The organism is Marinobacter sp. THAF197a, from assembly GCF_009363275.1.
Classification (GTDB): Bacteria; Pseudomonadota; Gammaproteobacteria; order Pseudomonadales; family Oleiphilaceae; genus Marinobacter.
Genome location: NZ_CP045324.1, coordinates 3,379,604 through 3,403,529, shown reverse-complemented (window position 1 = coordinate 3,403,529; position 23,926 = coordinate 3,379,604). Strand labels below are relative to the sequence as shown.

Here is a 23,926-nt window from a genome sequence, read left to right as displayed (position 1 = left end):
GTAAACGGTGGTCAGGCGGTCGGGTGGTAGGTAATCTCTTTGACCCAGCTGGGTACGGCCGGAAACGCCTTTCTTGGGATGACGTCGGCCACCTTCACCAGGGCATCAATGGGCGCGTGGTAGAAGCGTTTTTTTCGGTCGACCACGAACCTGCCGTGGTGCTTGATGATCTGGAACCAGGGGTTCCTTCGGCCGTCCCCGGTGCGCCCTCCGATCTTCTCGAACTTGCGCATGGCTTCGTACAGCTTTTCCTCAGGCAAGCCCATTTCGACAATGTTGTCCCGCATCTTGTTAAGCAGCGGAAAATAAGAGGCAATGCCCAAGATCAGCCTCGGGTCCATCAGCTGCGCGGTCATCCGTATAAGCTCGATATAGGTTTTGCCATGGCCCTGCATTTCCATCACGGTGAAACCCACGCCAAGGTGGCGGGCCTCATCGCCATTAATCAGTTCGAAGGCTTGATGGCACACCGGGTCGTCTACCGTATCGAGGAGGAACTTGCACAGTGCGCCGTCGAGCGCAATTTCCAGCATGGGTACCACGGTGCCCAGCACATAGACCGGCTGATCATCGGCAAACCTGTCCAGCCACTCAATGACTAGCCTCAGGTTATTGTTTGGCTCCGGCAATTCGCCATCTTCCAGCATGCCCCAGCGTTTCATTAAGGCCATTTCGGCGTTGGCGTGGCGCTGTTCTTCGGCGTGGAAATAGGTGTAAATCTGGCGCAGGGTGTCGTCGGGCGCTTTCTTGGCCATGGCGGCAAAGGCCCTGGCACCCACGTGCTCGATCCACATAAGGTCTGCCATGAAAGCCTTCAGTTTTGGCCACTGTTCAGGGGTAATCAGCTCAGCGCCCGGAGCATCCCAGTCGACATCCGACAGGCTCCACTGAGTGTTTTTGATCTTTTCCAGCATGTTATCGAGATCAATCTTTGCCATGTCAGTCTCCTGGCTTGTGGGGAGGGTTAAGGCCTGTCATCAGACGAACTTGGACGTCATCCGGCGATTAATAAGCCCCGTGATCGCGGCATAGGAATTCGGCAGCAGACGTTTGATTCGCCAGATCATGCGGGCATCGACCTGTGGCATGACGTACAGCTGTTTGTTATCCAGGCCATCCAGAGCCATGCGAGCAACCTTGTCGGCGGACATGCCGATGCGGTCCATCAGCCGGTTAAACAGGTCATTGGATTCGCCCTGTATGCGGCCGTTGGCCGAGATGTTGGTTTTCACGAGGGTAGGGCACAGTGCGGTGACGCTGACGCCGGTGCCGGAGAGTTCCGCCGCCAGGGTTTCTGATATCGCCAGCGCGGCCGCTTTGGTGGCGTTATATGGCCCCATAAGCGGCGCTGCGGAGAAGCTGGCGGTTGAGGCCACATTGATAATGCCGGCCTGCTCCTGCAGGCGCAGCCGGGGCGCGAATACATGGCAGCCATAGACCACGCCCCACAGGTTGATGTTGACCGTCCACTCCCAGTCTTCGATAGACGTTTCGCCAATGGTTTTACCGCCCACGCCAACGCCCGCGTTGTTAATCACCAGGTTGACCGGTTCCGGCAGCAACTCGTCGGCTTTATCAGCCAGCGCCTGCACCTGTTCCAGCTTGCTGACATCACAGGCGACCGCCCATGCCTGGCCACCGAGGCGGCGGACTTCGCTGGCGGTTTGTTCCGCGGCGTCCAGGTTGATGTCAGAGCACACCACAAGGCCCCCGCGCCGGGCGAGCTCCAGTGCCAGCGCTTTGCCGATGCCGCTGCCAGCGCCAGTGATGACTGCACGGGCATTTTTAGTCAGAGAATTTTTGAACATGAAGATTTCCGCAGTTTTGATGTAAGTGTGACGCTGCCAGGGCTTGTGCCGCCTGAAAGGGACAAAACCAGTGCCGAATAGGCCTGAAAGCCTTGCCCTGCTTGTGTTTGCGCCCAGCTGACTGCAGATTAGAGCGAACGCTTGTTCGGATTCAATTCGGAAAATTATGCCCAGGAAACCAAAACAGGATCGCTCGCGCGCCACGGTGGACGCGATCGTAGAAGCCGGGTTTATTGCCCTGAGCCAGCGCGGGCCGGCTGACACAACAACACGACACATCGCTGAGATAGCAGGCGTAGGGGTAGGTTCGCTTTATGAATACTTCGAGAACAAACAGGCCATCTTCAACGCCATGAGCCAACGCTTCATCTCCGACACAGCGGCGATGATCAAGCCCTTAACGCCAACCCTGGTACAGATGCCCATTGATGAGGCCATTCGCACATTGCTGAACCAGTTCCGGAGTTTTCTTGAGCAGGACGATGGCCGGTACCTCAAGTGTGTGCGATACGCCATGGCGGTGGACTTTGAGCTCCACCTGGATCCGCTCTACAAGGTGCTCAATAACGTCATCATGCGCTACTTGATGGAGCACCCGGAAACCCTTCGGGTTAGCCGCATTCCAGCGATCACCTACATTGGAATTAATGGCGGCATATTCGCCGTTATCCGTCATTTGTCTGACCCGGACCCGATGGTCAGTTTCGATGAAATGGCGGACGGGCTGGCGAGTATGATTGGCCATTACATAGCGGCGGAGTTGTCGTTCTTGCGGGATGCGGTGAAGTAGTCGGGAAGAAACGGAGAGGGCATAAACAACAAAACCCGCACAAGGCGGGTTTTGTCAGAATTCTTAATGGTGCCCGGAGGCGGAATCGAACCACCGACACGAGGATTTTCAATCCTCTGCTCTACCAACTGAGCTATCCGGGCGTGTTGAGCTATGTGCTGCAACGGGGCGCTATTAAACCGGTTTAGGGTTGGGTAGTCAAGGCCGCCCGGCAAAAATTTTCAGAATCTTTTCCGGTTGTTCAGGCCTTGATCAGTTTGGCTATTTTTCCGGTGGAACGTAGCCTTCAGCCTTGTCGAACGGCTCGTTGTTGAAGAAGCGTTCCATCTGGGCCTGAAGGTATTTCCGGTTGTTCGGATCCATCATGCTCAGGTGCTTTTCATTGATCAGCATGGTCTGCTGGTTCTGCCATTCTTCCCACGCCTGCTTGGAGACGTTGTCATAGATCTCCTGGCCTTTGGGGCCGGGCATGGGGGGCATGGCCAGGCCTTCCATTTCTTTCTGGTATTTGCGGCAGAATACGGTGCGGCTCATGGCGGCTCCTGTGTTGATGTTCAGTTTGGCGAATGATAACAGATCAATTCCGGGTGTGACTTGAGCATCGGCAATTGCTGGGGTCAGAGCAGGGCCGCTTGCTCCGGTTCTGTCAGCAGGGTGCGAATGGGGGCAGGTAAGCCCAGAGACAATGCTTCATCGCGATGTAGCCAGCGATGCCTGTCAGAATCGGCAATGCCGGACACGTCTATGACTGGCAGTCGCGCGGGTTGGATGTGCAGGTGGTAATGGCTGAACGTGTGCCGAAAGCCGCTGATCAGGTCCGGGTCCTGGCAGGTGATACCCAGTTCTTTCTCACAGGCGTCCTGCAGTTCTTCCGAGCCGTAGGCCGGGTCCAGCTCCGGCAGGCTCCACAGGCCGCCCCAGATGCCGCTGGGTGGCCGGCGCTCCAGCAGGATGCGGCCTTCGCCGTCTTCCAGGATCAGCATCCAGGTGGTTTTTTCCGGTTTGGCTTTTTTCGGCTTTGAGCCTGGGTAAAGCTTCACCTCGTTGCGTGCCTTGGCTGCACAGCCATCGCTGATGGGGCAGGTGTCGCAGGCGGGTTTGCTGCGGGTGCACACCATGGCGCCCAGGTCCATGATGGCCTGGGTGTAGTCCCGGGCGCGATCTTGGGGCGTATGCGTTTCGGCGTGTTCCCAGAGTGTGTTGAGCACCTGGGTTTGCCCCGGCCACCCGGGTATGGCGTGATAGCGGGCGAGAACCCGTTTTACGTTGCCGTCCAGAATGGTGGCCCGTTTTCCGAAGGCCTGTGCAATGATGGCGGCGGCGGTTGAACGGCCAATGCCGGTGAGGGATTCGAGTTGCTCCTGGTCGCAGGGGAACTCGCCCCCGAATTCCTCAACCACCTGTTTGGCGGCTTTGTGCAGATTGCGCGCGCGGGCATAGTAGCCCAAGCCAGACCAGTGGCTGAGCACATCGTCTTCCGGTGCTGCGGCCAGGGCGTGCACATCTGGAAAACTCGCCATGAAAGCTTCGAAGTAGGGAATCACCGTGGTGACCTGGGTCTGCTGAAGCATGATCTCAGAGACCCACACCCGGTATGCGTTGCGGTTATGGTGCCACGGCAGGTTGTGCCTGCCGTGTTGGTCGTACCACGCCAGTAGCTGGTCGGCGAACCGGTCACTCATCGGTTGAACAGCCCCCGAACGGCATCCCGCACACGCTCGCCATCTTCGCCCAGGCGCTTGTCGATTTCCTCGCGAGCCTTCTCCTCGGCCCGCTGCTTGGCGCGATCTGTCTCTTCCCGAACCTTTGCTCGGGCCGCATTGGCGGCAATGTCTTTCAGGGTGTCCCGGAAGCGTGAGCCATCAAAGGAGCACAGGCCTGCGGGGTTCTCAACAAAATTGCCGCGGCATTCCACCGGAATCACCACGTTCTGTACGTATTCGGTTACCCGGCAGGCATTGTCACGGTGAATCTCGCCCACGATTCTGAGTCCCAGTTCGTAATCCAGTTGGCTCTGCTCCATGTCTACCGTGCCGTCGCCTTCCAGGCGCATACCGGCGAGTGCGGCAACCAGGTCGGTGTTGTTCAGAGTGTTGCCATCAATTTTCAGGGTGCCGCGCATATCGTTGAAGGGTGTGTGGGTGCCCCAGTCGGTGGTGCCCAGAGTTTCCTGGTTGGCCAACGCAATGCCCTGGCAGGCCATACGGGTCAGGTTCATATTGCGCAGCATGCCCTCGGCCAGGTTGAAGCTGATCTCGCCTTTGGCATTGCTGCGCAGGGCAGAGACGCGGTTGCCGTTGGTGTCGACAGCTACGTTCAGGTTGGCGGCGCCAGACAGCATGTCCACTTCTGCCAGGTCGGTGAGCAAGGGCAGTGTTTTAACGCTGGTCACGTCAGAGCGAACCCTCCATTTCGGGTTGTCGGTACGGGCATCGATGGTGACGTTGGCGCCGAAGCTGCCGTCATAGAGCTTGCCGCTGAACTCATCCACTTGCAGCAGGCCGTCTTTGGCGGTGGTGCTGGCCTTGATCTCGTTGATAGTCAGGTTGCTTATGATCAGCTCGCCCAGGCCAAAATCGATATCCAGCAGCAGGTCGCGAATGGTTTCCAGTGGCAACAGGTCGCCCTCCGGGCCCGCTTCGGCGGTTTGCTGCGGTGCCGCTTCATCTTCATCGGTAGCTGGCGGCAGGTAACGGTCGGCGTTGATCTTGTCGCCCTGCAGGTTGAAGGTCAGCCCACCGTTGGTCAGGTTGTAGCTGCCGCCACCGTTGAAGGTGGTGTCATCCAGCGTGATTTTCAGGTCGCTCAGGGCAACGGTGCCCGGCTGGCCGCCAAGGTTGGTGGACAGTGCAATGGCTTTGAGCACATCCGGATCGTCGGTTTCTATTGCCGGCTGGCCCAGATTGCTCATGAGTTGCTTGAGCGAGAAGCTGGCAATCTCCAGGCGGCCATCCAGTGCCGGCTGATCGCCAAAGCCTTGAACATTCAGGTTGGTGCTCAGCTTCAGGTTAGCCAAGCTCGCGGTGAAGTCGTTCAGAGAGGCGGATTCCTCCTCCAGGTTGGCCTGCAGCGATCCGGCCACTTCCGCCTTCACGGATTTGCCACCGAAAGGTTCGCCGTTCATGTCAAAGACGGCCTTGAGGCCGGATACCGCAAACTCGTTCAGGGCCTGATTAGCGTTCACGCGGGCACTGATGCTGCCATCAACGGCAAACTGCGGTTGGGCGGTTTCCACCTTGAAGCGAATATCGAGGGGGAATTCCGAGCCCAGGGTGATATTGCTGGCGGAAACCGTGAAATCTTCCAGGGTCACGGACTGGCCGGTGCTCAGGTCGTTGTAGTGAACCCGGGCGTTGGTGATTTCGATGTTTTCAACGTTGAAGTCGAGCATCTCGCCGCCCGCGGCTTCCTCGGATGCTGTGTCTGGCTCCGCGGCCGCCTGTTCAGGCGCCTCGGCGGGTTCACCTTCGGGCATGATGCGCGTCCAGTTACCTTCGCCCTGCTCATTCACCACCAGTCGCGCATCCAGGCCATCCAGCAGGAAGGTGTTCACTCGCGGCGCCATGGCAATCAGCGACCAGAAATCGATCTGGGCAACCAGCCGCTCCAGCGCAACCAGGCGCTCGCCTTCCAGGGTGGCCTCGACATCATTCAGCTCAAGGCCCAGAGGAATAAAAGACCAGCCAATGTCGCCTTCCAGGATAAGGTCCAGGTTCGTGTGCTTCTCAACCGCAGCCTCAATCTGGGGTTTGTAATCATTCGGATTGATCACGGCAACGGCAATGGCAACAGCGGCGACGGCCAGCACGATCAGGGCGATCACGGCGTAAAGCGCATAGCGGATAACTTTCATGGTACGAGTTCCTTGTCTTCCCGGCAGGGTGTGGTACCTGACTATTACGGATGAATAACCCAAAGGATAACGCAGGGTTAGTAAATTAACAGTGCAGGAATATGACAATGCGTTAGTCTTGGTTCAAAATACCCTCTTTTCCGAGGCCGGCGCGAACGCCCGGCACATAAATAAGCATAAGAAGGAGTCGGCTGTGGCCATTACCGTATCGATTGAGCTGAACCGGGACCTGGAGATTCCGGCAAGCTATAACGAAGTATTCGATCTGTTGGCAGATGTCCCCAAATCTGCCAGCCACTTCCCGAAAGTAGACAAACTGGTTGACCTCGGTGGTAACGCCTACCGCTGGGAAATGGAAAAAGTGGGTGTCGACAAGCACGCCATCCAGTCTGTGTATGCCTGCACCTATCACGCAGACAAAGACAACGGAAAGATTACCTGGGAACCGGTGAAAGGTGAGGGTAATGGCGTGGTCAGCGGTGCCTGGACTCTCACTGCCAACGGCGACAACTCAACCAAAGTGCGCTTCCAGACCAGCGCCCAACTGACAGTGCCCCTGCCCAGCTTGCTCAAACTGGCCATCAGCCCGGTCATCAAGCACGAGTTCAACAGCCTTGTAGACACCTACATGAACAACCTGAAGAACGCGTTCTGAGCTATCAGGGCGATTGATGCGGTTGCGGGACTCCGGCTGTGTTAACAGGTATAATCTGCGAATTGAATGTTTACAGTAGCAAGCCTGTTTTCTAGACGGAGTCTCCATGGCTGAACGCAAGGCTCGGGTAGAGCGAAATACCCTTGAAACCCAGATCTCTGTCGAGATCAACCTCGATGGCACCGGCAAAGCCTGCTTTGACACCGGCGTGCCCTTCCTTGAGCACATGATGGACCAGATTGCCCGCCACGGCCTGGTAGACCTGGACATCACCTGCAAGGGCGACCTGCACATCGACGACCACCACACCGTGGAAGACATCGGCATCACCTTGGGCCAGGCTTTCAAACAGGCTGTTGGCGACAAAAAGGGCATCCGCCGCTACGGCCACGCCTATGTGCCCCTGGACGAAGCTTTGTCTCGCGTGGTTATCGACCTCTCCGGCCGCCCCGGTTTGCTCATGGACGTACCCTACACCCGCGCCAGCGTGGGCGGGTTTGATGTAGACCTGTTTGCCGAGTTCTTCCAGGGCTTCGTGAACCACTCCATGGTGACCCTGCACATCGACAACCTGAAGGGCAAGAACACCCACCACCAGATCGAAACCGTGTTCAAAGCCTTCGGCCGCGCACTGCGCATGGCGATTGAAATGGACGAGCGCATGGCGGGTATCACCCCGTCCACCAAAGGCGCCCTGTAACCGGTCACCGAAAGGAACAGAACCACCATGAAGACCGTCGCCATCATCGACTACGGCATGGGCAACCTGCATTCCGCCCGCAAAGCCGTAGAGCACGTGGCCCCGGACTGCACCGTGCTGGTTACAGACGATGCCGCCAAAATCCGCGAAGCCGACCGGGTGATCCTGCCCGGCGTTGGCGCCATCCGCGACTGCATGGCCGAAATGCACCGTTTGGGCGTGGTTGAACTCGTCAAAGAAGTCTCCCAGGACCGCCCGTTCCTCGGCATCTGCGTCGGCATGCAGGCATTGATGGCCCGCAGCGAAGAAAACGGCGGCGTGGAAGGCATCGGCCTGTTCCCGTCCGAAGTCCGCTACTTCGGTGACAACCTCACCGAAAACGGCGAACGCCTGAAAGTGCCCCACATGGGCTGGAACCAGGTGTACCACACCGTAGACCACCCGCTCTGGCACAACATCCCGGACGGCGACCGCTTCTACTTTGTGCACAGCTACTACGCCGAAGCCGAAGGCAACGCCGACATGGCCGGCCGCACCCGTTACGGTGTCGACCTGGCGGCAGCGGTGGCAAGGGACAACATATTTGCAGCGCAGTTCCACCCGGAGAAAAGCGCCCGGGCAGGCCTGCAGTTGCTGGAAAACTTCACGAACTGGACTGGAAAGTAAGCAGGCAAGCACATAGTAGCGCTCTGGGGCAGGGAGGCCTTTCAGGGACTGTCTGCAGCAGGGATGCTGCAGTCAAGCGTACAGGGATGTATTCACAGCGTGTCCCTGAAAGGCCTCCCTGCTCCAGAGTGCGAGCGCCAAACTCCTTGCCCGACTTTCTGAATAGGAAGAACAAAATGCTCATCATCCCCGCTATCGATTTAAAAGACGGCAAATGCGTAAGACTGCGCCAAGGCCGCATGGAAGACTCCACCGTATTCGGTGACGACCCCGTCGACATGGCCACCAAATGGGTCAACGCCGGCGCCCGCCGCCTGCACCTGGTCGACCTCAATGGTGCCTTCGCCGGCGAACCGGTCAACGGCGAAATTGTCAAAGCCATTGCCGTAAAATACCCGAACCTGCCCATCCAGATCGGCGGCGGTATCCGCTCCGCCGAAACCATCGAAGCATACCTCAAGGCCGGCGTGCAGTGGGTCATCATCGGCACCAAGGCCGTTAAAGAGCCCGAATTCGTCACCGAAATGTGCAAAGAGTTCCCCGGCCACATCATCGTCGGCCTGGACGCCAAAGACGGCCGCGTAGCCACCGACGGCTGGGCCGAAGTCTCCGAAGTTATGGCGGTAGACCTCGCCAAGCGCTTCGCCAACGACGGCGTATCCTCCATTGTTTACACTGATATCGCCCGTGACGGCATGATGCAGGGCGTGAACGTGGAAGCCACCGCCAAGCTGGCAGAAGAGGGCGGTATCCCGGTGATCGCCTCCGGCGGCGTCACCAACATGGACGACCTCAAACGCCTGGCGACTGTAGCCGACAAAGGCGTCATCGGTGCCATCACCGGCCGTGCCATCTACGAAGGCACACTGGATGTGGCCGAAGCGCAAGCCTACTGCGACAGCCTGAAAAACTGAGGACAGATCATGGCACTGGCAAAACGCATCATTCCCTGCTTGGACGTCGACAAAGGCCGCGTGGTTAAAGGCGTCAACTTTGTCGATATCCGCGATGCCGGCGATCCTGTTGAAGTGGCGCGCCGCTACAACGAACAGGGCGCGGACGAAATCACCTTCCTGGACATCACCGCCAGCAGTGAAAGCCGCGACACCACCTACGAAACCGTAGAGCGCATGGCGGCAGAAGTGTTTATCCCGCTGACCGTGGGCGGCGGCGTGCGCACTGTAGACGACATACGTAAGCTGCTGAATGCCGGTGCTGACAAGGTATCCATCAACACTGCGGCGGTATTCAATCCGGAATTTGTGAAGGAAGCTGCCGAACGTTTCGGTCGCCAGTGCATCGTGGTGGCCATTGACGCCAAGCGCGTGAGTGCAGAAGGCGAAGAGCCCCGTTGGGAAATCTTTACCCATGGTGGTCGTAAGCCCACCGGGCTGGATGCTGTTGAATGGGCCAGAAAGATGGTGGATATGGGTGCCGGTGAGTTGCTGCTCACCAGCATGGACCGCGACGGCACCAAGATCGGTTTTGATCTGGGGCTGACACGAGCCATCAGTGATGCCGTGGCGGTGCCGGTGATTGCCTCAGGTGGTGTGGGTGAGCTTCAGCATTTGGCGGATGGCGTTACTCAGGGTGGTGCAGATGCGGTACTGGCAGCCTCCATTTTCCACTTCGGCCAGCACACCATTCCCGAGGCCAAGGCCTTTATGAAGGCACAGGGTATCGAAGTTCGGGATTAATCCCCTTTAGCATAGGCAGGCCGAATGGCCTGCTTCTCGCCTTCCGCAAACATCTCCCGGTTGCCATTACGCATGGCCCAGATGCCGCTCACGGTTGCTACGGCAATGCCCTGTTCATCCAGTTTCGGCAAGTGCTTCTCCAGATAATCCACAGTCACTTTGTGGGGGTGGCCGATGCCGATGGCTGTGCCTTTTTCTTTGGCGGTTTTGATCAGAAGCTGGAACTGCTGGTCCACAAACTCTTCGGTTTGTTCGTGGTCCAGGAATACGTCCCGGGTCAGGCTGGGAATCTGGTAGGCCTGTGCGACTTGCCCTGCGATTGAGTTGGCGATGGTACGGCTGTCAACAAAATACACCGGGTATCGGTAAAGCTCTTTCATTACCCAGTCCATAGGCTGCAATTGCTGGGTAAGCAGGCTGCCCATGTGGTTGTTCACCCCGCTGACATGGGGAATGGATTGCAGCGAGCGCCTCAGAGTTTTGGTCAGGGTCGCTTCGTCCATATCCGGTGTCAGCCCCCCAGGCCCCAGCCCAAAGTGCCGGGTATTGGCCATTGGCGCATGCAGCATGATTTCCTTGTTCTGCTGATAGGCGAGCTTGGCGAGAGAGGTAGTGTGTTTGCGGAAGGGCAGGAAGGCCAGTGTCAGCGGCTGTTCCATCTGCGCCAGCCGCTGACCTTCGTACAGGTTATGGCCCATATCATCGATGATAATAGCAATCGTCGGGGGATACTGATCTCCCCCGGGGCTCGCGGCAAAGACTGCCGGCCCGACCATCAAGCCGGCCAGCAGAACAACGGTTTTCAATAGCGTCACTTATTTTTGCCCTGATCCCGCCGGTTGAGAATGTTCATGCCTTTCAGCAGGTTTAGCGCGGAACGCAGCTGGTAATCGCGCTCAGCTGCAGAAGCCGGAGTTTCGGCTTGCTGCTGCCGTTCCAGGCGTTCCTGTTCCTCATCCTGACCTTGCAGATGACCGCTCAGATCTGCCTCGGTAAAGAAGGGGCGGCCGTCAAGTTCGGTCAGCTCGGCGGGGCGCACTTCGATGTCAGGCTTGATACCGGTAGCCTGGATTGAACGGCCTTCCGGTGTGTAGTAACGGGCGGTAGTCATCTTGATGGCGTGGGTTTCGTCCAACGGGATAACGGTTTGCACGCTGCCTTTGCCGAACGACTTGGTGCCCATAATCACCGCACGGCCGTGGTCCTGCAGCGCACCGGCGAGGATCTCGGATGCGGAGGCCGAGCCGCCGTTGATCAGAACAACGATGGGGGTGCCTTCCATAATGTCGCCGGCTTTGGCGCTGAATCGAAGCCGAGAGCTCTGGATGCGCCCCTCGGTGTAAACAATCAGCCCTTCATCCAGCAAGGCGTCTGCGGTTTCGACGGCTGCCTGCAATACGCCGCCGGGATTGTTGCGAACGTCGATAATCAGGCCATCCAGGTCGCCGCCGTATTCTTCCTCCAGTTTGGTCAGGGCCTGGCGGAACTGCCGTCCTGTTTCAGCCTGGAACTGGGTAATCCGCACATAGCCGTAACCATTTTCAATCATCCGGGATTTAACGCTGGTTACCTTGATGACATCGCGGGTAACGTCGATCTCGATCGGGGCGCTCTCGCCTTCCCGCATGATGGTCAGGGTCAGTACCGTTCCCGGTTTGCCGCGCATCAGCTTGACCGCTTCTTCCAGCGACATGCCTTTGACCGGCTTTTCGTCCAGTTTGATGATCAGGTCACCTGCCAGTACGCCGGCTTTGTGAGCGGGGGTGTCGTCAATGGGGGCAATGACTTTTACAAAGCCGTTTTCCATACCCACTTCAATGCCCAGACCGCCAAACTCACCCGAGGTACTTTCTTCCAGTTCCTCGTAATCCTTGGGGGCCAGGTAGGTAGAGTGGGGGTCCAGGTCAGACAGCATGCCTTTGATGGCGCTTTCGAGGAGTTTGCGGTCTGACACCTCTTCCACATAGGCGGCTTTAATACGGCTGAAGACTTCGGTGAACTTCCTCAGGTCATCCAGGGGCAGTTGTTCTTCCGGGTCAGGGAGCTGAATCTGTACCCGCTCGCCGTTCTGGATGCCTTCCAGAATTTGCTGGGTCTGGGCTTCCTGGTCTTGTGCCAGGGCCAGTCCGGGGGCGGCCAGACAACAGGTCGCAAGTGCGATGGCACGTAGTGGTGAGATCTGGAGAGTACTTCTAACCCGTTTCATTCACATATCCTGTTGTGTTTCCGCAAGTTGGACCAGCTAGGCTCCAGACAGTATGGCGCCCGGCGCGGTGTTTGTCAGCCCTTTGGTTCAGGGTTTGCCAAGCCAGCTGCGGGGGTTGACCGGTTTGCCGTTCTGGCGCACTTCAAAATACACCGCCGGATCTTCCGTGCCTCCGGTGCGCCCGGCCAGGGCAATGGTTTCGCCAGCACCTACCCAGTCCCCGGGGGCGGTGAACAGGCTGCTGCTATGACCATACAATGTCATATATCCGTCGCCGTGGTCGATGATGGTCATCAGACCAAAACCGCGAAGCCAGTTGGCGAAGACGACCCGGCCGTAGTGTACGGCTTTGACCTCGGCTTCTTCCGAGGTGTTCATGATGAGGCCATTACGGCGAAGCTTGCCATCGGCGTAGGTTGCGCCGTAGTTACTCACAACCCGGCCCTGAACCGGCCATGGCAGGCGGTTGCGCAACGATTTAAAGGGGCGCGATTCGTTGGGGGCGGGAATGCTGGCAATGGCTTCCTGAACCTCTTCCAGCAGCCGCTCCAGACGCTTGCGGTCTGCCTCCAGATCATCCCTCTCGCCTCGGCGGGTACGGATATCGGCATTCAGGGCCGCCAGGGTTTGTTCCCGTTCCTTGCGAGTGTCTGCCAGTTGCTTCTGGCGCTGTTCAAGATTGCTTTCGGTTTTCGCCAGTTCCACCCGGCTGGCCTGGACGGCCGCGCGGGCGGCTTTGAGTTCCTGAAGACTGGCCAGGAAGGCTTCCAGCCGTTCAACGGTATCTTTGCTGAGATATTCGTAGTAGGTCAGGGTGCGGGCGATCATGCCCGGCTCGATTTCATTGAGGAGAACTTTCAGGGCTGGTGCATCGCCTTCCATCCAGGCGGCGCGTATTTGTTTCTTCAGGCTGTCCCGTTGTTTGTCGAGGGTGTCGGCCAGCTCGTTTTCCTGCGTTTGCAGTTCGCCAAGCCGTTGTTGCTGTTCATCCGCCCGGGCCCGAAGTTCGCGGCGCTCACGGGTCAGGTCGCTGATTCTGCGTTCGGTGGCAACCAGCTGCTTTTCCAGGTCGGACCGGTTCTTCTCGGCGCTGACCAGCCATTTGTCGATAGTGGCGATACGCTTTTTAAGCGCTTCGACCTGGGCCGGCGTGACTTCCTGCTGGGCATGCAGTGGCGTGGCCCCCAGCATGAGGGCCAGCACCAGTATGGCGAGCCGCGTGAACACGTATTCCGGCAGCCGGATCAGCTGAAATCGACCAGGCTGTGCCCGGACATTTCCTTTGGTTTTTCGTCGCCCATCAGGGCGAGTAAGGTCGGTGCAATATCGCACAGGCTGCCGTCATCCTTGAGAGTGACCTTGCGGTGGCCGGTATAGACCAGCGGCACTGGGCCGATGGTGTGGGAGGTATGCAGCTGGCCTGAGTTCGGGTCGGTCATCTGCTCACAGTTGCCGTGGTCGGCGGTAATCAGCGCTTCACCGCCCACCTCGTCCAGGGCTTCCACCACTCGCTGCACGCACTGGTCCAGGCACTCAGCGGCTTTGATGGCGGCGTCCAGTTTGCCGGTATGGCCAACCATGTCGCCGTTGGCGTAGTTGCATACGATCAAGTCGTACTTGCCGCTCTTGATGGCTTCGACCAGCTTGTCGGTGACTTCCGGTGCGCTCATTTCCGGCTGCAGGTCGTAGGTGGCGACTTTCGGGGACGGCACCAGAATGCGGTCTTCGCCCTCAAACGGGGTTTCCAGGCCGCCGTTGAAGAAGAAGGTGACGTGGGCGTACTTTTCGGTTTCAGCGATGCGCAACTGGGTTTTGCCAAGCGCGGCCATATATTCACCCAAACCATTGCTCAGCTGCTCCGGCGGGTAGGCGCAGGAGGTTTTGATGTCTGCCGCGTACTCGGTCAGCATCACAAAGTCGGCCAGTGCCGGGTGTTTTCGGCGGTCAAAACCGTCGAAGTCCTGTTCCACGAAGGTACGGGTCATTTCCCGTGCGCGGTCAGCCCGGAAATTCATGAACAGTACCGAATCGCCGTCGTTGATGGTGCCTTCCGGCTGGCCTTCGGCGCGAATGTGAGTGGCTTTTACGAACTCGTCGTTTTCGCCCCGCTCATAGGCTTGATCCAGCGCGGTGAGCGGATCTTCAAACGTGAATTCCGCCTCGCCCAACGTCATGGCGTTGTAAGCGGCTTCCACCCGATCCCAGCGGTTGTCGCGGTCCATGGCAAAGTAGCGGCCCACGATAGTCGCCACCCGGCCAACGCCCAGGGCTTTCATTTTGGTTGCGGCTTTTTCCAGGGACGGGCGAGCACTGCGCGGGGGCATGTCACGGCCGTCCAGGAACGCATGAATGTACACCTCTTTGGCACCACGGGCCGCGGCAACCTCTGCGGCAGCCAGCATATGGTCTTCGTGGCTGTGTACGCCGCCGGGGGACAGCAGGCCCATGATGTGAACGGCCTTGCCATTGGCTACGGCTTTATCAATGGCGTTACACAGGGCGTTGTTGCTCTGGAACTTGCCGTCTTCAAGGTCTTTGTCGATACGCGTCAGGCTTTGATAGACCACCCGGCCGGCACCCAGGTTCATGTGGCCTACTTCGGAGTTGCCCATCTGGCCCTGGGGCAGCCCCACAAACATCCCTGAGGTGTTGATCAGGGTCTTGGGCTGATTCTGCCAGAGCTTGTCCCAGAACGGGGTCTGGGCGTTAGAAATGGCATTGTCTTCAGCCGGGTCCCGGTGGCCCCAGCCGTCGAGAATAATCAGTGCAGTGGGCTTGCGCGTCTCGGTCATCATTTCGTCCGGTTGATTGCGAAAGTAGCGGATTTAAAGTGGGTCAGATTGTAACCGTTTTCATTTGCGCAGGCCACGTAAGGGCGCACATCGGTATCATGCATTGGCACTATGGTTTGAGGCTCGGGTTTGCAGCCTGCCGGCAAAGACGCTTGCCTTCTTTGAGTCGTTACGGGTGTGTATAATCCCGCCAAATCAAATTTTCAGGGTAGTTTCATGGACCGCTTGTTTGAATTCGTAGTCAATCATTACATTCTGGTATCACTGTTCGTGGCATTCCTGGTGGCCATTCTGGTGTTGGAATCCCGGCGGGGTGGCACCAAAATTTCGGCTCAGGGTGCCGTTACTTTGATCAACAAGGATGAGGCGGTAGTGGTGGATATCCGAGACCGCAAGGAATTTGGCGAAGGTCGCATTACCGGCTCCATCAATATCCCGTTGAACAGCCTCAAGAGCCGTGCCAACGAATTGAGCAAGTTCAAAGACAAGCAGATTATTGTGGCGGACAAAATGGGCCAGCATTCAGCCATGGCGGTCAAGCAGCTGAATGCTGAGGGCTATACCAACGTGGTTCGCCTGAATGGCGGTATCACCGATTGGAGAGCCAGCAATCTGCCGCTGGTGAAAAAGTAACAGGGCTTGATCTGATTGCCGATCTGTCGCACTGTTTCACATTACCTGCCGGGACCACGCAGTAGACTGTTTCGGCTCACGTGACCATAACAACGGGCTGTTGCCCTTTTTACCAGAACGAAAGGACTGATCATGGCTGAGAATCAGCAAGCCGCAGGCACCGAAAACCAGAACCAACCCCAGTTTGCCCTTCAGCGCATCTATGTGAAGGACCTGTCTTTTGAATCTCCTAATGCTCCCCTGGTGTTTCAGGAGCAGTGGAAGCCGCAGGTGAACCTGGATCTGAATACCGCCCACAACAAGATCAGTGATAATCAGTATGAAGTGGTGCTGTCGCTGACCGTGACTGCCAAGGTCGGTGAGAAGGTTGCCTACATCGTAGAGATCCAGCAGGCCGGTGTATTCATGGTATCTGGCATTGAAGGCCCGCAGCTCGGTCAGATGCTGGGCGCGTACTGCCCGACGATTCTGTTCCCCTACGCCCGCGAAGCCATCGACGGTATCGTCAACAAGGGCAGCTTCCCGGCCCTGATGCTGGCGCCGGTGAACTTTGACGCGATTTACGCCCAGGCGCTGAAGCGCAAGCAGGAAGAGGCGGCAGGTGAGGCCAAGGAAGAGCAGACTCACTAAACGTTTGGTTTTCTGGAAATATGAAAAACCGGCTGAGGCCGGTTTTTTTGTGCGCGCTTGATATTCATCAACCAAAGGGGTTGATCTTTAGCTGAAACAAAACAATAATCGTTCGCATTACGATTATTGGTGTGTAGTATGTTGAATTCGAAATGTGATCTCGGGCGATGGTTGCTGTTCCTTGTGCTTTTGGGAGGTTCCCGCAATCTGATTGCCGAGGCCTTGTATCTGGATGAGCTGGTTGTCACTGGAACGAGAGCGGAGCGTCAGTTGCTGGACACTCCTGTGCGCACCGAGGTCGTCACCGCGAAGGAGCTTGAGAAAACTCACGCCCGGAGCATGAAAGAAGCGCTGGAGAACGTGCCCGGGGTTCAGCTGCGGGAAGTTCACGGGAAACCCGGGTATGAGGTTTGGTTGCAGGGAATTGAGGCTGACCGGGTTCTGGTGCTGATCGATGGTATGCCGATGACGGCGACGACCGGTTCATCCGTTGATGTCAGTCAGTTGGCTGTCCTTGATATCGAGCGTGTCGAAGTGGTCAAGGGAGCTGTGTCTGCTCAATACGGTAGTGCCGGTATCGGTGGGGTGGTCAACATCATCACCCGTCCGCCAGCTTCCGGGTTCTCTGGTCATTTCAGCGCCGACGTCGGTACCTATGGCGATCAGAACCCTTCTGGGCGTGACGCCGACCCCGCGCGATATTCGGCCCGAGCCTCGGTCCAGGGTGGCAATGAACAGCTGGCCCTTCGATTATCCGCATCACACCAGCATTCCGATGGCATCGACCCGCAGCCAGAGACCTGGGCACGACCGGGCGATGAATACGACCGAACCGACCTTAGCTTCCGCACCGACTGGTTTCCAAACAGCAACCACCGGCTGAGCGCTGCGGTCGCCCGATTCGAAGAGGAGTCCGGGTCACGGTTTACCGAACGCAACCCGCCTTTTTTTATCAATCAGGGTAAGGATGAAACAGTCACTCGCACCCGCTATACCCTGGCTGGCGACCATGGTCGCAATTCAGATCTGCGTGCCGGTTGGGCCGCTGTCCATGAGACCCTCAACGACGATACCTTGAAATACACGGCCAGCAGTGTCTTTGATGACCGTCGTGCCGAATCTACTCTGTCTCGTTTTTCTGCCCATTTGGGCAAGCCGGTGGGGCTCGGTCATCACTTGCAGGCTGGTGTCGATGTTAACCGCGAAACCCTCAAGCAGACCAAGGACGGCGCTTCCGAACTGGGTGCTGAGCCTCGCCGACAGCGTGAGAGCCAGGAGGTCTGGGTTCAAGACACCTGGATGCCCACCGCGAATCTTGAGTTGGTGCCCGGCGTCCGTTTCCAGAATGACTCCGATTTCGGAACCCACACCGCCCCCAAGATCAATGCGCGCTACGACCTGATCCGGACTGATTCTCTGACCGGCTTCCTCCGCGGTGGTGTCGGCGCCGGATATCGGGTGCCGAATCTCAAGGAGCGGCACTTCACTTTTGACCACAGTCAGCTTGGCTACATCGTGCAGGGGACGCCTGATCTGGAGCCGGAGCAATCCGTCAGCTACCAGTTTGGAGGAGGCCTGTCCTGGAACCGGTCTGCATGGCTGGAAGCCAACGCCTTCTTTAATGACATCGAGCAACTGATCCAGACCTCGCCGGATGCCGAGGCTACCGAGGCGCGGAACGACGGAGTTCAGGTTTTCTCCTATGAAAACCTTGCCGAGGCAAGGACCTGGGGATTCGAGACCACGGCTGGCTGGGAACCCTCTGAGCACTGGCGACTCACCGCCGGCTATACCCTGACCCGAACCGAAGACGTGGCAACAGGCGATGAGCTTAATCGCCGCCCGAGGCATCAGGCACGCCTCGGGCTGGATGGTCCGCTTTGGCTGCCCGGATTGTCCTGGAGTGCGAGGCTTCGGTACCAGAGTGAAGAGTTCGTGAATGCGGCCTCGGGAACCCAGTCCCCCGGGTATGCAACGGCCGACCTGAAGCTGAACTACCAGTTCTCCGACCAGCTTCGATTGTTCGCCGGAGCCGAGAACATTAGCGGCGAACAGCGTGATTTTTCCAATGCCAGTGAAGATTTCAGACCGGTTGCCGGGCGTTTCCTCTACGCTGGGCTAACGGTTTCCTTTGGCCAATGATGCCCGAACACCCGAAAAACATATGAAGGAGACATCCATGGAACTTTTCGATAACAGGCCTCTGGCTGTTGTGCTGGCCACCCTGGCTCTGACGGCCTGTGGTGGAGGTAGTGACAACTCCATCGAGGAGGACGATGCAGATAATGTCAGCGATTTTTCCGAGCAGTTGCTGCCCGCGGCAACGGAGACCGTCTACCTCAATCTGGAAACCGGAGCGATGGTGGAGGAAGGTGGCGACTGGCACATTGCCGCCAACCGTCTGAGCTTCAAGGTGAACAGCGGTGCTTCCGGAACCGGCAGCGTTGTCGGCGCTCTGGCTATTGCCCAGGACGATTTTTACGATGGTAATGGCGACCCCGTCGCGAATATGTTCACCAACGCGACCGCCAACTCCGAGCAGGAGCACTTGCTGGGCATTCTTGAAGAGCCGGCTAGCTGGCAGGAGGATGCCTTTGCCAGTGCATTTGGGGCCTCAGATACCTGGTCTCAATATGATTTTGCCACGGGCGTGATCAGCGAGGCAGACGATGTTGGCTATCTGGTGCGTTCTGCCGAGGGAAATAGCTATGCCCGAATGCGGGTTGTCGACTTCAATTTCCCGACCCGCGAAGGACAAGGTATTGAGGATTTTACACTGGAGTTTGACGTGCAGGCCTCTGGCGCGTCGCAATTCAGTACCATACCAGTCACTTTCACCCCCCCTGCAGGCTATGACGGCGGCGACGTATGCTTCGATTTTGACTCAGATGCCGTTGTTGATTGTGACACCAGCGACAACTGGGACGTCCAGGTCGGCTTCTCTGGTCGGGACTGGTACCTGAAATCCAACAGCGGTGTTTCTGGCGCCGGCAAAGGCGGGGCCTCCGACCCGATGACCTGGAGCGAACTTGCCGCCAATGACAGCGATCCGGGTGTTCCCCAGCTCTACAACACGGACTCAACCGGCGGGGTATTCACGGATAACACCTGGTACGCCTACAACCTGACCAACCAACACAAGATCTGGCCCAACTTCCGAACCTTCCTGATCAAGGCTGAGGCTGATGATCCTGAGTCCACGGTCTGGGCGTTGCAGATCGTCGGATACTACGACCAGAACGGAAACAGCGGGCAGCCTACGGTGCGTTGGTTGCCGGTGGAACTTCAGCAAGCCGAGGAGTAAGTCATGCAACAGGCAATAGCCGATTCAGTCAGTGTGCCGGACAACCTGTCGGCCCGATGGGAAGCCATCAGACAACAGGAGCCGAATCTCAGGATCCGCCAGGTCGCAGACCGGCTTGGGGTCAGCGAAATGGCGCTTGTACGACTCCGGGAGCGTGATGCCGTCGTTCCACTCGTAAACGAGTTTAGTCAGATCCTTGGAGCCCTGGAGCAGGTCGGACCGGTGATGATTCTTGCCCGCAACAACGAGGTAGTTCATGAAGTTACCGGTTGCTTCAGAGACTTCACGGTCGGCGGCTCTGGAGCTATGGGGCTGGCGGTTGGAGAGATTGACATACGGGTGTTTTTCAAACACTGGGCCTGGGGCTACCGGGTACTGGAGCAGGTGCGGTCCGGGCTACGGGAAAGCCTTCAGTTTTTCGACCAGTACGGCACGGCCATTCACAAGATCTATCGAGTGGACACGACCGATGCGGATGTCTGGGAAAAAATGGTCGAACGCTTTACAGCAGCCCGCCAGGAAGCCTTTAAACCGGTAGGCCGGCGAGAGACATTGCAGCGTTCGTCCCCGGAAACCGTGGATGTTGATGCGCTGCGCACCGGCTGGGAGAAACTCAAGGATGTCCATCATTTTGGCGCCCTGTTAAAGCGTGCCGGTGCTGACCGCCTGACAGCGCTCGAGCTGGTGCGTGGTGAGTGGGCCACGGAGCTGCAGTCAGGGGATCAGAATGTGCTGGATCGGTTGCTGGGATTGCTGAGAGACAACCAATGCCCGGCGATGTTCTTTGTTGGCAATCCCGGGATTGTCCAGATCTTTACCGGGTGTGTCACAAATGTTCGCCGCACTGGCCCCTGGATGAACGTACTGGATCCGGGCTTCAACCTGCATGCTAATACCGACGGTATCAAACGCTGGTGGTTGGTACGACGTCCGTCCACCGATGGTCTGATCACATCTGTGGAAGCTTTCAATGGAGACGGAGAACTGGTCCTGACGGTTTTTGGTGAACGTAAACCCGGCATTCCGGAATCCGAACTCTGGCGTGAACAGGTCGCAACGCTTGAGGCTTTGTCATGAGGCTGCGGTGGCCCCTGTTCATTCTGATTGGATTGTCGCTGGCATCGGGCTCGGTGTTTGCCGAACCGAGCCGCCTGGTGACTGCAGACGGTGCCATCACCGAAATCGTCTATCGGCTTGGGCAGGAGTCGCGCCTGGTTGGAGTGGATACCACCAGCGGTTATCCGGAGCAAACGGCTGAGTTACCCAAGGTTGGTTATCTGCGCGCTTTGCCTTTCGAGGGCGTTCTGGCACTGAAGCCGGATATGCTGATTACCTCAGAGCAGGCTGCGCCCGCCAGGAATCTTGAGCGCCTCGCGCGCGCCGGGGTTCGGGTTGCGCAACTGCCGTCGCGGTGGACCGCGGAGGCAGCGCTGGAGCGCATATTGTCTGTTGGCGAGCTGCTCGGGGCAGCCGAGGAAGCGCAGGCTCTGGTGGCTGGCGTCGAGGCGGATATCCGCCGGATTCAACAGAACACCGGAAACCGTGATTACCAGCCCAGAATCCTGTTCATCCTCGCCGCTGGCAACCACTCGGTCATGTTGGCCGGGTCGGATACTGCAGCGAATGCTCTGGTTGAACTGATCGGGGCCGAAAATGCCGCCCAGGGTATTAAAGGGTACAAACCGGCCAACCGGGAGGCGATTCTTGCTTCCCGCCCTGATGCGGTGGTAATTGCGGAATCCACTCCGGGCCAGTTCGACATTGCGGGGTGGCCCGAGGTTGAGCGCCTTGAAGCATGGCAGTCCGGGCATCGGCTGGTGGCCGACAGTATGTTCCTGCTTGGCTTCGGCCCTCGCTTGCCGGAAGCGATGGCGGCGCTTAACGATGCCTTGCCCGGCCAAAGGGAAATAGCCGCCAATGATCCGTGACCATTCCGGTCGTTTGCCGTTGGCGCCGGCGCTCTTGTTGCTGGGAACTCTTCTGGCGGTTGCGGCCCTGGCATCGATTGGTAGTGGTGCCTACGACCTTGCACTGATGGATATTCTCAAGGTAGTTGCCGGCCGGGAAGCTTCGGATCCGGTAGCGGCTATGGTTGTGTTGGAAGTCCGGTTACCCCGGTTTCTACTCGGCTTTCTGGTTGGAGCTGTATTGGGGGTTTCCGGCGCGATCCTACAGGGACTTTTCCGAAACCCCCTGGCAGATCCTGGCCTGATTGGTGTCTCCGCTGGTGCGTCACTGGCCGCCATTGCCGTCATCGTTCTTGGCGGGACGGCCCTTGGTGGTTGGGTGACCCTGGCGGGGCAGTGGGCGTTGCCCCTGGCCGCGTTTGCCGGCGGTAGTGGCACCGTCATTCTGGCCTGGCGAATTGCCAGTCGTGCTGGCCAGACGGCTGTGGCAACGCTTCTGTTGGCGGGTATTGCCATTAACGCAGTGGCGGGCGCAGCAACCGGTTTGCTGACGTTCTACGCAAGCGATGAGGAATTACGATCCCTGACGTTCTGGACAATGGGAAGCCTTGGCCATGCTGCCTGGGACGATCTTGTTTTGGGCGCACCTTTCATGATCCTGGCTTTAATGGCAGCACCCTGGCTGGCCAGACCACTGGACGCGTTTCTGTTGGGCGAATCGGTAGTGGGCCACTTGGGGTATCGAACAGCCACCGTTAAGAAGGTAGCGATACTGGTTGTCGGGCTGGGTGTTGGCGCAGCCGTGGCTGTGAGCGGACTGATCGGCTTTGTCGGATTGGTTGTGCCGCACCTGGTAAGGCAGCTGCTGGGGGCGAGTCATCGAGTGGTGTTGCCAGTCAGTGCGCTGATGGGGGGAACTCTGTTGGTTGCGGCTGATGCCATCGCGCGCGTTGTTGTTGCACCCGCCGAGTTGCCCATCGGGCTGATGATGTCTCTGATCGGAGGTCCGTTTTTCCTGGGTTTGCTCATGCGGAGAAAGGTGATGTGATGGTCCTGGAAATTCAGAACTTGAGTGTATCGCTGGCAGGAACGGAGATTGTCAGTGATATCAATCTGACGGTGTCTGCTGGTGAAGTATTGATGCTGCTGGGGCCGAATGGTGCGGGTAAGTCAACGCTTATGAAAGCACTGGCTGGAGAATTGCCGTACCGGGGCCAGATCCGTCTAGCCGGCCGCGAAATTGGCGGCTGGTGCCCGGGTGAGCTGGCACGCCATCGGGCGATTATGCCCCAGAGTGTTGAGGTTAACTTCCCACTGACGGTGGAGGAAGTAGTGGCCCTTGGTCGCCCGGCCTCAACCCGTCGATGCGCGGATTCCGTGGCAGAAATTCTGATGGAAGCTTTGGAGATCAAGCATTTGAGGCATCGGCTGGTGCCGGGATTGTCCGGCGGGGAACAGCAGAGGTTGCAGCTGGCCAGGGTGCTGGGGCAGATATGGGATACCCGGCAGGATCGACTGTTATTGCTGGACGAGTGCACGTCGGCACTGGACCCTGCGCACCAACAGATGGTGTTGGAGCTGGTGGGCGCAATGGCCCGGGAGCACGGAGTCGCCGTGCTGGCCATCGTCCATGACCTTAATCTTGCGGCTCAGTTTGCAGACCGAATGGTGGTCATGAAATCCGGCCGCTGCTTTCATGAAGGAGGCTCCAGTGAGGTTCTGACGCCGTCACTATTGAAAGCGGTTTACGGCTATCGGGCCCGGGTCATTCAACTCCCTGAGGGCTATCCGCTGGTCATTCCCCTTGCCAGCGGGAGTGCTCAGACGGCGCCGTTGAATCCGGTCTGCCGCCAGGCCTCATAAACCACCAGGGCGGCGGTATTGGACAGGTTCAGGCTGCGGCTCTCCGGGCGCATGGGCACCCGCAGCCGGTTCTGTTCTGGCAGGGCTTCCCGAACGTCTGCTGGCAGCCCTCGGGTTTCCGGCCCGAACATCAGGTAGTCGCCATCCTGGAAATCGGCCTCGTGATAATGACGGCTGCCTTTCGTGGTGAGCCCGAACAGTCGCGCAGGCTGCTCGGTTTCCAGGAAGCTGGCGTAATCCGGGTGGATCTTCACGGTGGCGTACTCGCTGTAATCCAACCCGGCCCTGCGCATCTGTTTGTCCTCCAGGGAAAACCCCAGCGGTTCAATCAGGTGCAGCTGACAGCCGGTATTGGCGCAGAGCCGGATGATATTGCCGGTGTTGGGCGGTATCTCCGGCTCATAGAGTACAACGTGCAGCAC

Annotated in this window: 24 protein-coding genes and 1 tRNA gene; 14 read left to right on the top strand and 11 right to left on the bottom strand. The window is 58.2% G+C overall.

The annotated features are described in order from the left end of the window. Window positions 1-11: 11 nt before the first annotated feature. Both FIV08_RS15840 and FIV08_RS15835 read right to left on the bottom strand, forming a co-directional pair. Complete coding sequence (locus FIV08_RS15840) at window positions 12-938, bottom strand: reductase (RefSeq protein WP_106694099.1); 927 nt, start codon at window positions 936-938, stop codon at window positions 12-14. A 39-nt stretch (window positions 939-977) separates the two neighbouring features. Next, window positions 978-1,808, bottom strand: coding sequence for an SDR family NAD(P)-dependent oxidoreductase (locus tag FIV08_RS15835; RefSeq protein ID WP_152439025.1), 831 nt, complete (start codon window positions 1,806-1,808; stop codon window positions 978-980). A gap of 166 nt (window positions 1,809-1,974) precedes the next feature. Between FIV08_RS15835 and FIV08_RS15830 the strand changes: the two genes are divergently transcribed. After that, the gene (locus FIV08_RS15830; RefSeq protein WP_152439024.1) at window positions 1,975-2,598 is read left to right on the top strand and encodes a TetR/AcrR family transcriptional regulator; all 624 of its coding nucleotides are present in this window, start codon (window positions 1,975-1,977) and stop codon (window positions 2,596-2,598) included. A 67-nt stretch (window positions 2,599-2,665) separates the two neighbouring features. Here FIV08_RS15830 and FIV08_RS15825 read toward each other — a convergent pair. From FIV08_RS15825 to FIV08_RS15810, 4 genes are all read right to left on the bottom strand, one after another. Then, a tRNA-Phe gene (locus FIV08_RS15825) sits at window positions 2,666-2,741 on the bottom strand. Window positions 2,742-2,859: 118 nt separating this feature from the next. After that, window positions 2,860-3,132, bottom strand: coding sequence for an oxidative damage protection protein (locus FIV08_RS15820; RefSeq protein WP_058090480.1), 273 nt, complete (start codon window positions 3,130-3,132; stop codon window positions 2,860-2,862). Between the two features lie 83 nt (window positions 3,133-3,215). Next, complete coding sequence (gene mutY / locus FIV08_RS15815) at window positions 3,216-4,280, bottom strand: A/G-specific adenine glycosylase (protein ID WP_152439023.1); 1,065 nt, start codon at window positions 4,278-4,280, stop codon at window positions 3,216-3,218. Continuing rightward, the gene (locus FIV08_RS15810) at window positions 4,277-6,451 is read right to left on the bottom strand and encodes an AsmA family protein (RefSeq protein WP_152439022.1); all 2,175 of its coding nucleotides are present in this window, start codon (window positions 6,449-6,451) and stop codon (window positions 4,277-4,279) included. The genes mutY and FIV08_RS15810 overlap by 4 nt, the downstream gene beginning before the upstream one ends. A 193-nt stretch (window positions 6,452-6,644) precedes the next feature. On the opposite strand from FIV08_RS15810, the gene FIV08_RS15805 reads away from it, so the two are divergent. From FIV08_RS15805 to hisF, 5 genes are all read left to right on the top strand, one after another. Then, window positions 6,645-7,106, top strand: coding sequence for an SRPBCC family protein (locus tag FIV08_RS15805; protein ID WP_152439021.1), 462 nt, complete (start codon window positions 6,645-6,647; stop codon window positions 7,104-7,106). A 106-nt stretch (window positions 7,107-7,212) separates the two neighbouring features. Beyond that, on the top strand, window positions 7,213-7,806 hold the full coding sequence (hisB, locus tag FIV08_RS15800; protein ID WP_058090483.1) for an imidazoleglycerol-phosphate dehydratase HisB: 594 nt from the start codon (window positions 7,213-7,215) through the stop codon (window positions 7,804-7,806). 27 nt (window positions 7,807-7,833) lie between these two features. Then, window positions 7,834-8,472, top strand: a complete 639-nt coding sequence (gene hisH, locus FIV08_RS15795; protein ID WP_152439020.1) for an imidazole glycerol phosphate synthase subunit HisH — start codon at window positions 7,834-7,836, stop codon at window positions 8,470-8,472. 176 nt (window positions 8,473-8,648) lie between these two features. Continuing rightward, the gene (gene hisA, locus FIV08_RS15790; protein WP_152439019.1) at window positions 8,649-9,386 is read left to right on the top strand and encodes a 1-(5-phosphoribosyl)-5-[(5-phosphoribosylamino)methylideneamino]imidazole-4-carboxamide isomerase; all 738 of its coding nucleotides are present in this window, start codon (window positions 8,649-8,651) and stop codon (window positions 9,384-9,386) included. A gap of 9 nt (window positions 9,387-9,395) precedes the next feature. Further along, complete coding sequence (gene hisF, locus FIV08_RS15785) at window positions 9,396-10,169, top strand: imidazole glycerol phosphate synthase subunit HisF (RefSeq protein WP_152439018.1); 774 nt, start codon at window positions 9,396-9,398, stop codon at window positions 10,167-10,169. Here hisF and FIV08_RS15780 read toward each other — a convergent pair. From FIV08_RS15780 to gpmI, 4 genes are all read right to left on the bottom strand, one after another. Continuing rightward, window positions 10,166-10,945, bottom strand: a complete 780-nt coding sequence (locus tag FIV08_RS15780) for a divergent polysaccharide deacetylase family protein (RefSeq protein WP_152439683.1) — start codon at window positions 10,943-10,945, stop codon at window positions 10,166-10,168. The genes hisF and FIV08_RS15780 overlap by 4 nt on opposite strands. A gap of 35 nt (window positions 10,946-10,980) precedes the next feature. Then, a complete protein-coding gene (locus FIV08_RS15775) occupies window positions 10,981-12,375 on the bottom strand; it encodes a S41 family peptidase (RefSeq protein ID WP_061332984.1) in 1,395 nt (464 codons plus the stop codon). 87 nt (window positions 12,376-12,462) lie between these two features. Further along, entirely contained in the window at window positions 12,463-13,566 is a 1,104-nt protein-coding gene (locus tag FIV08_RS15770; protein WP_061333004.1) for a murein hydrolase activator EnvC family protein, read from the bottom strand. A gap of 53 nt (window positions 13,567-13,619) precedes the next feature. After that, complete coding sequence (gene gpmI / locus FIV08_RS15765; protein WP_061332983.1) at window positions 13,620-15,167, bottom strand: 2,3-bisphosphoglycerate-independent phosphoglycerate mutase; 1,548 nt, start codon at window positions 15,165-15,167, stop codon at window positions 13,620-13,622. A gap of 216 nt (window positions 15,168-15,383) precedes the next feature. Between gpmI and FIV08_RS15760 the strand changes: the two genes are divergently transcribed. From FIV08_RS15760 to FIV08_RS15725, 8 genes are all read left to right on the top strand, one after another. Next, on the top strand, window positions 15,384-15,800 hold the full coding sequence (locus FIV08_RS15760; RefSeq protein WP_061332982.1) for a rhodanese-like domain-containing protein: 417 nt from the start codon (window positions 15,384-15,386) through the stop codon (window positions 15,798-15,800). 132 nt (window positions 15,801-15,932) lie between these two features. Then, on the top strand, window positions 15,933-16,430 hold the full coding sequence (secB, locus tag FIV08_RS15755) for a protein-export chaperone SecB (protein WP_058090491.1): 498 nt from the start codon (window positions 15,933-15,935) through the stop codon (window positions 16,428-16,430). A gap of 138 nt (window positions 16,431-16,568) precedes the next feature. Then, entirely contained in the window at window positions 16,569-18,572 is a 2,004-nt protein-coding gene (locus FIV08_RS15750) for a TonB-dependent receptor plug domain-containing protein (RefSeq protein ID WP_152439017.1), read from the top strand. A 37-nt stretch (window positions 18,573-18,609) separates the two neighbouring features. Continuing rightward, entirely contained in the window at window positions 18,610-19,734 is a 1,125-nt protein-coding gene (locus FIV08_RS15745) for an HmuY family protein (protein ID WP_061332980.1), read from the top strand. A gap of 3 nt (window positions 19,735-19,737) precedes the next feature. After that, window positions 19,738-20,811 (top strand): hemin-degrading factor, encoded by a 1,074-nt coding sequence (locus FIV08_RS15740; protein WP_061332979.1) that lies wholly within the window; start codon window positions 19,738-19,740, stop codon window positions 20,809-20,811. Further along, a complete protein-coding gene (locus tag FIV08_RS15735) occupies window positions 20,808-21,662 on the top strand; it encodes a heme/hemin ABC transporter substrate-binding protein (protein ID WP_227510221.1) in 855 nt (284 codons plus the stop codon). Before FIV08_RS15740 ends, FIV08_RS15735 begins: the two co-directional genes overlap by 4 nt. Continuing rightward, a complete protein-coding gene (locus tag FIV08_RS15730) occupies window positions 21,652-22,689 on the top strand; it encodes a FecCD family ABC transporter permease (RefSeq protein WP_061332978.1) in 1,038 nt (345 codons plus the stop codon). Before FIV08_RS15735 ends, FIV08_RS15730 begins: the two co-directional genes overlap by 11 nt. Next, window positions 22,689-23,504, top strand: coding sequence for a heme ABC transporter ATP-binding protein (locus FIV08_RS15725; protein ID WP_152439682.1), 816 nt, complete (start codon window positions 22,689-22,691; stop codon window positions 23,502-23,504). Before FIV08_RS15730 ends, FIV08_RS15725 begins: the two co-directional genes overlap by 1 nt. Here FIV08_RS15725 and trmL read toward each other — a convergent pair. Further along, window positions 23,462-23,926 (bottom strand): tRNA (uridine(34)/cytosine(34)/5-carboxymethylaminomethyluridine(34)-2'-O)-methyltransferase TrmL, encoded by a 465-nt coding sequence (gene trmL / locus FIV08_RS15720; protein ID WP_152439016.1) that lies wholly within the window; start codon window positions 23,924-23,926, stop codon window positions 23,462-23,464. The two genes, FIV08_RS15725 and trmL, sit on opposite strands and share 43 nt — an antisense overlap.

Bases quoted from the DNA above. Each gene is read 5' to 3' on its own strand.
- FIV08_RS15775 (WP_061332984.1), bottom strand. From the start codon at position 12,375: ATGAAACGGGTTAGAAGTACTCTCCAGATCTCACCACTACGTGCCATC.
- FIV08_RS15760 (WP_061332982.1), top strand. From the start codon at position 15,384: ATGGACCGCTTGTTTGAATTCGTAGTCAATCATTACATTCTGGTATCA.
- hisA (WP_152439019.1), top strand. From the start codon at position 8,649: ATGCTCATCATCCCCGCTATCGATTTAAAAGACGGCAAATGCGTAAGA.
- FIV08_RS15750 (WP_152439017.1), top strand. From the start codon at position 16,569: ATGTTGAATTCGAAATGTGATCTCGGGCGATGGTTGCTGTTCCTTGTG.
- FIV08_RS15820 (WP_058090480.1), bottom strand. From the start codon at position 3,132: ATGAGCCGCACCGTATTCTGCCGCAAATACCAGAAAGAAATGGAAGGC.
- hisH (WP_152439020.1), top strand. From the start codon at position 7,834: ATGAAGACCGTCGCCATCATCGACTACGGCATGGGCAACCTGCATTCC.
- FIV08_RS15730 (WP_061332978.1), top strand. From the start codon at position 21,652: ATGATCCGTGACCATTCCGGTCGTTTGCCGTTGGCGCCGGCGCTCTTG.
- FIV08_RS15770 (WP_061333004.1), bottom strand. From the start codon at position 13,566: ATGCTGGGGGCCACGCCACTGCATGCCCAGCAGGAAGTCACGCCGGCC.
- FIV08_RS15725 (WP_152439682.1), top strand. From the start codon at position 22,689: ATGGTCCTGGAAATTCAGAACTTGAGTGTATCGCTGGCAGGAACGGAG.
- gpmI (WP_061332983.1), bottom strand. From the start codon at position 15,167: ATGACCGAGACGCGCAAGCCCACTGCACTGATTATTCTCGACGGCTGG.
- FIV08_RS15735 (WP_227510221.1), top strand. From the start codon at position 20,808: ATGAGGCTGCGGTGGCCCCTGTTCATTCTGATTGGATTGTCGCTGGCA.
- secB (WP_058090491.1), top strand. From the start codon at position 15,933: ATGGCTGAGAATCAGCAAGCCGCAGGCACCGAAAACCAGAACCAACCC.
- hisF (WP_152439018.1), top strand. From the start codon at position 9,396: ATGGCACTGGCAAAACGCATCATTCCCTGCTTGGACGTCGACAAAGGC.
- FIV08_RS15840 (WP_106694099.1), bottom strand. From the start codon at position 938: ATGGCAAAGATTGATCTCGATAACATGCTGGAAAAGATCAAAAACACT.
- FIV08_RS15745 (WP_061332980.1), top strand. From the start codon at position 18,610: ATGGAACTTTTCGATAACAGGCCTCTGGCTGTTGTGCTGGCCACCCTG.
- mutY (WP_152439023.1), bottom strand. From the start codon at position 4,280: ATGAGTGACCGGTTCGCCGACCAGCTACTGGCGTGGTACGACCAACAC.
- FIV08_RS15780 (WP_152439683.1), bottom strand. From the start codon at position 10,945: ATGGTCGGGCCGGCAGTCTTTGCCGCGAGCCCCGGGGGAGATCAGTAT.
- FIV08_RS15835 (WP_152439025.1), bottom strand. From the start codon at position 1,808: ATGTTCAAAAATTCTCTGACTAAAAATGCCCGTGCAGTCATCACTGGC.
- FIV08_RS15830 (WP_152439024.1), top strand. From the start codon at position 1,975: ATGCCCAGGAAACCAAAACAGGATCGCTCGCGCGCCACGGTGGACGCG.
- FIV08_RS15810 (WP_152439022.1), bottom strand. From the start codon at position 6,451: ATGAAAGTTATCCGCTATGCGCTTTACGCCGTGATCGCCCTGATCGTG.
- FIV08_RS15740 (WP_061332979.1), top strand. From the start codon at position 19,738: ATGCAACAGGCAATAGCCGATTCAGTCAGTGTGCCGGACAACCTGTCG.
- hisB (WP_058090483.1), top strand. From the start codon at position 7,213: ATGGCTGAACGCAAGGCTCGGGTAGAGCGAAATACCCTTGAAACCCAG.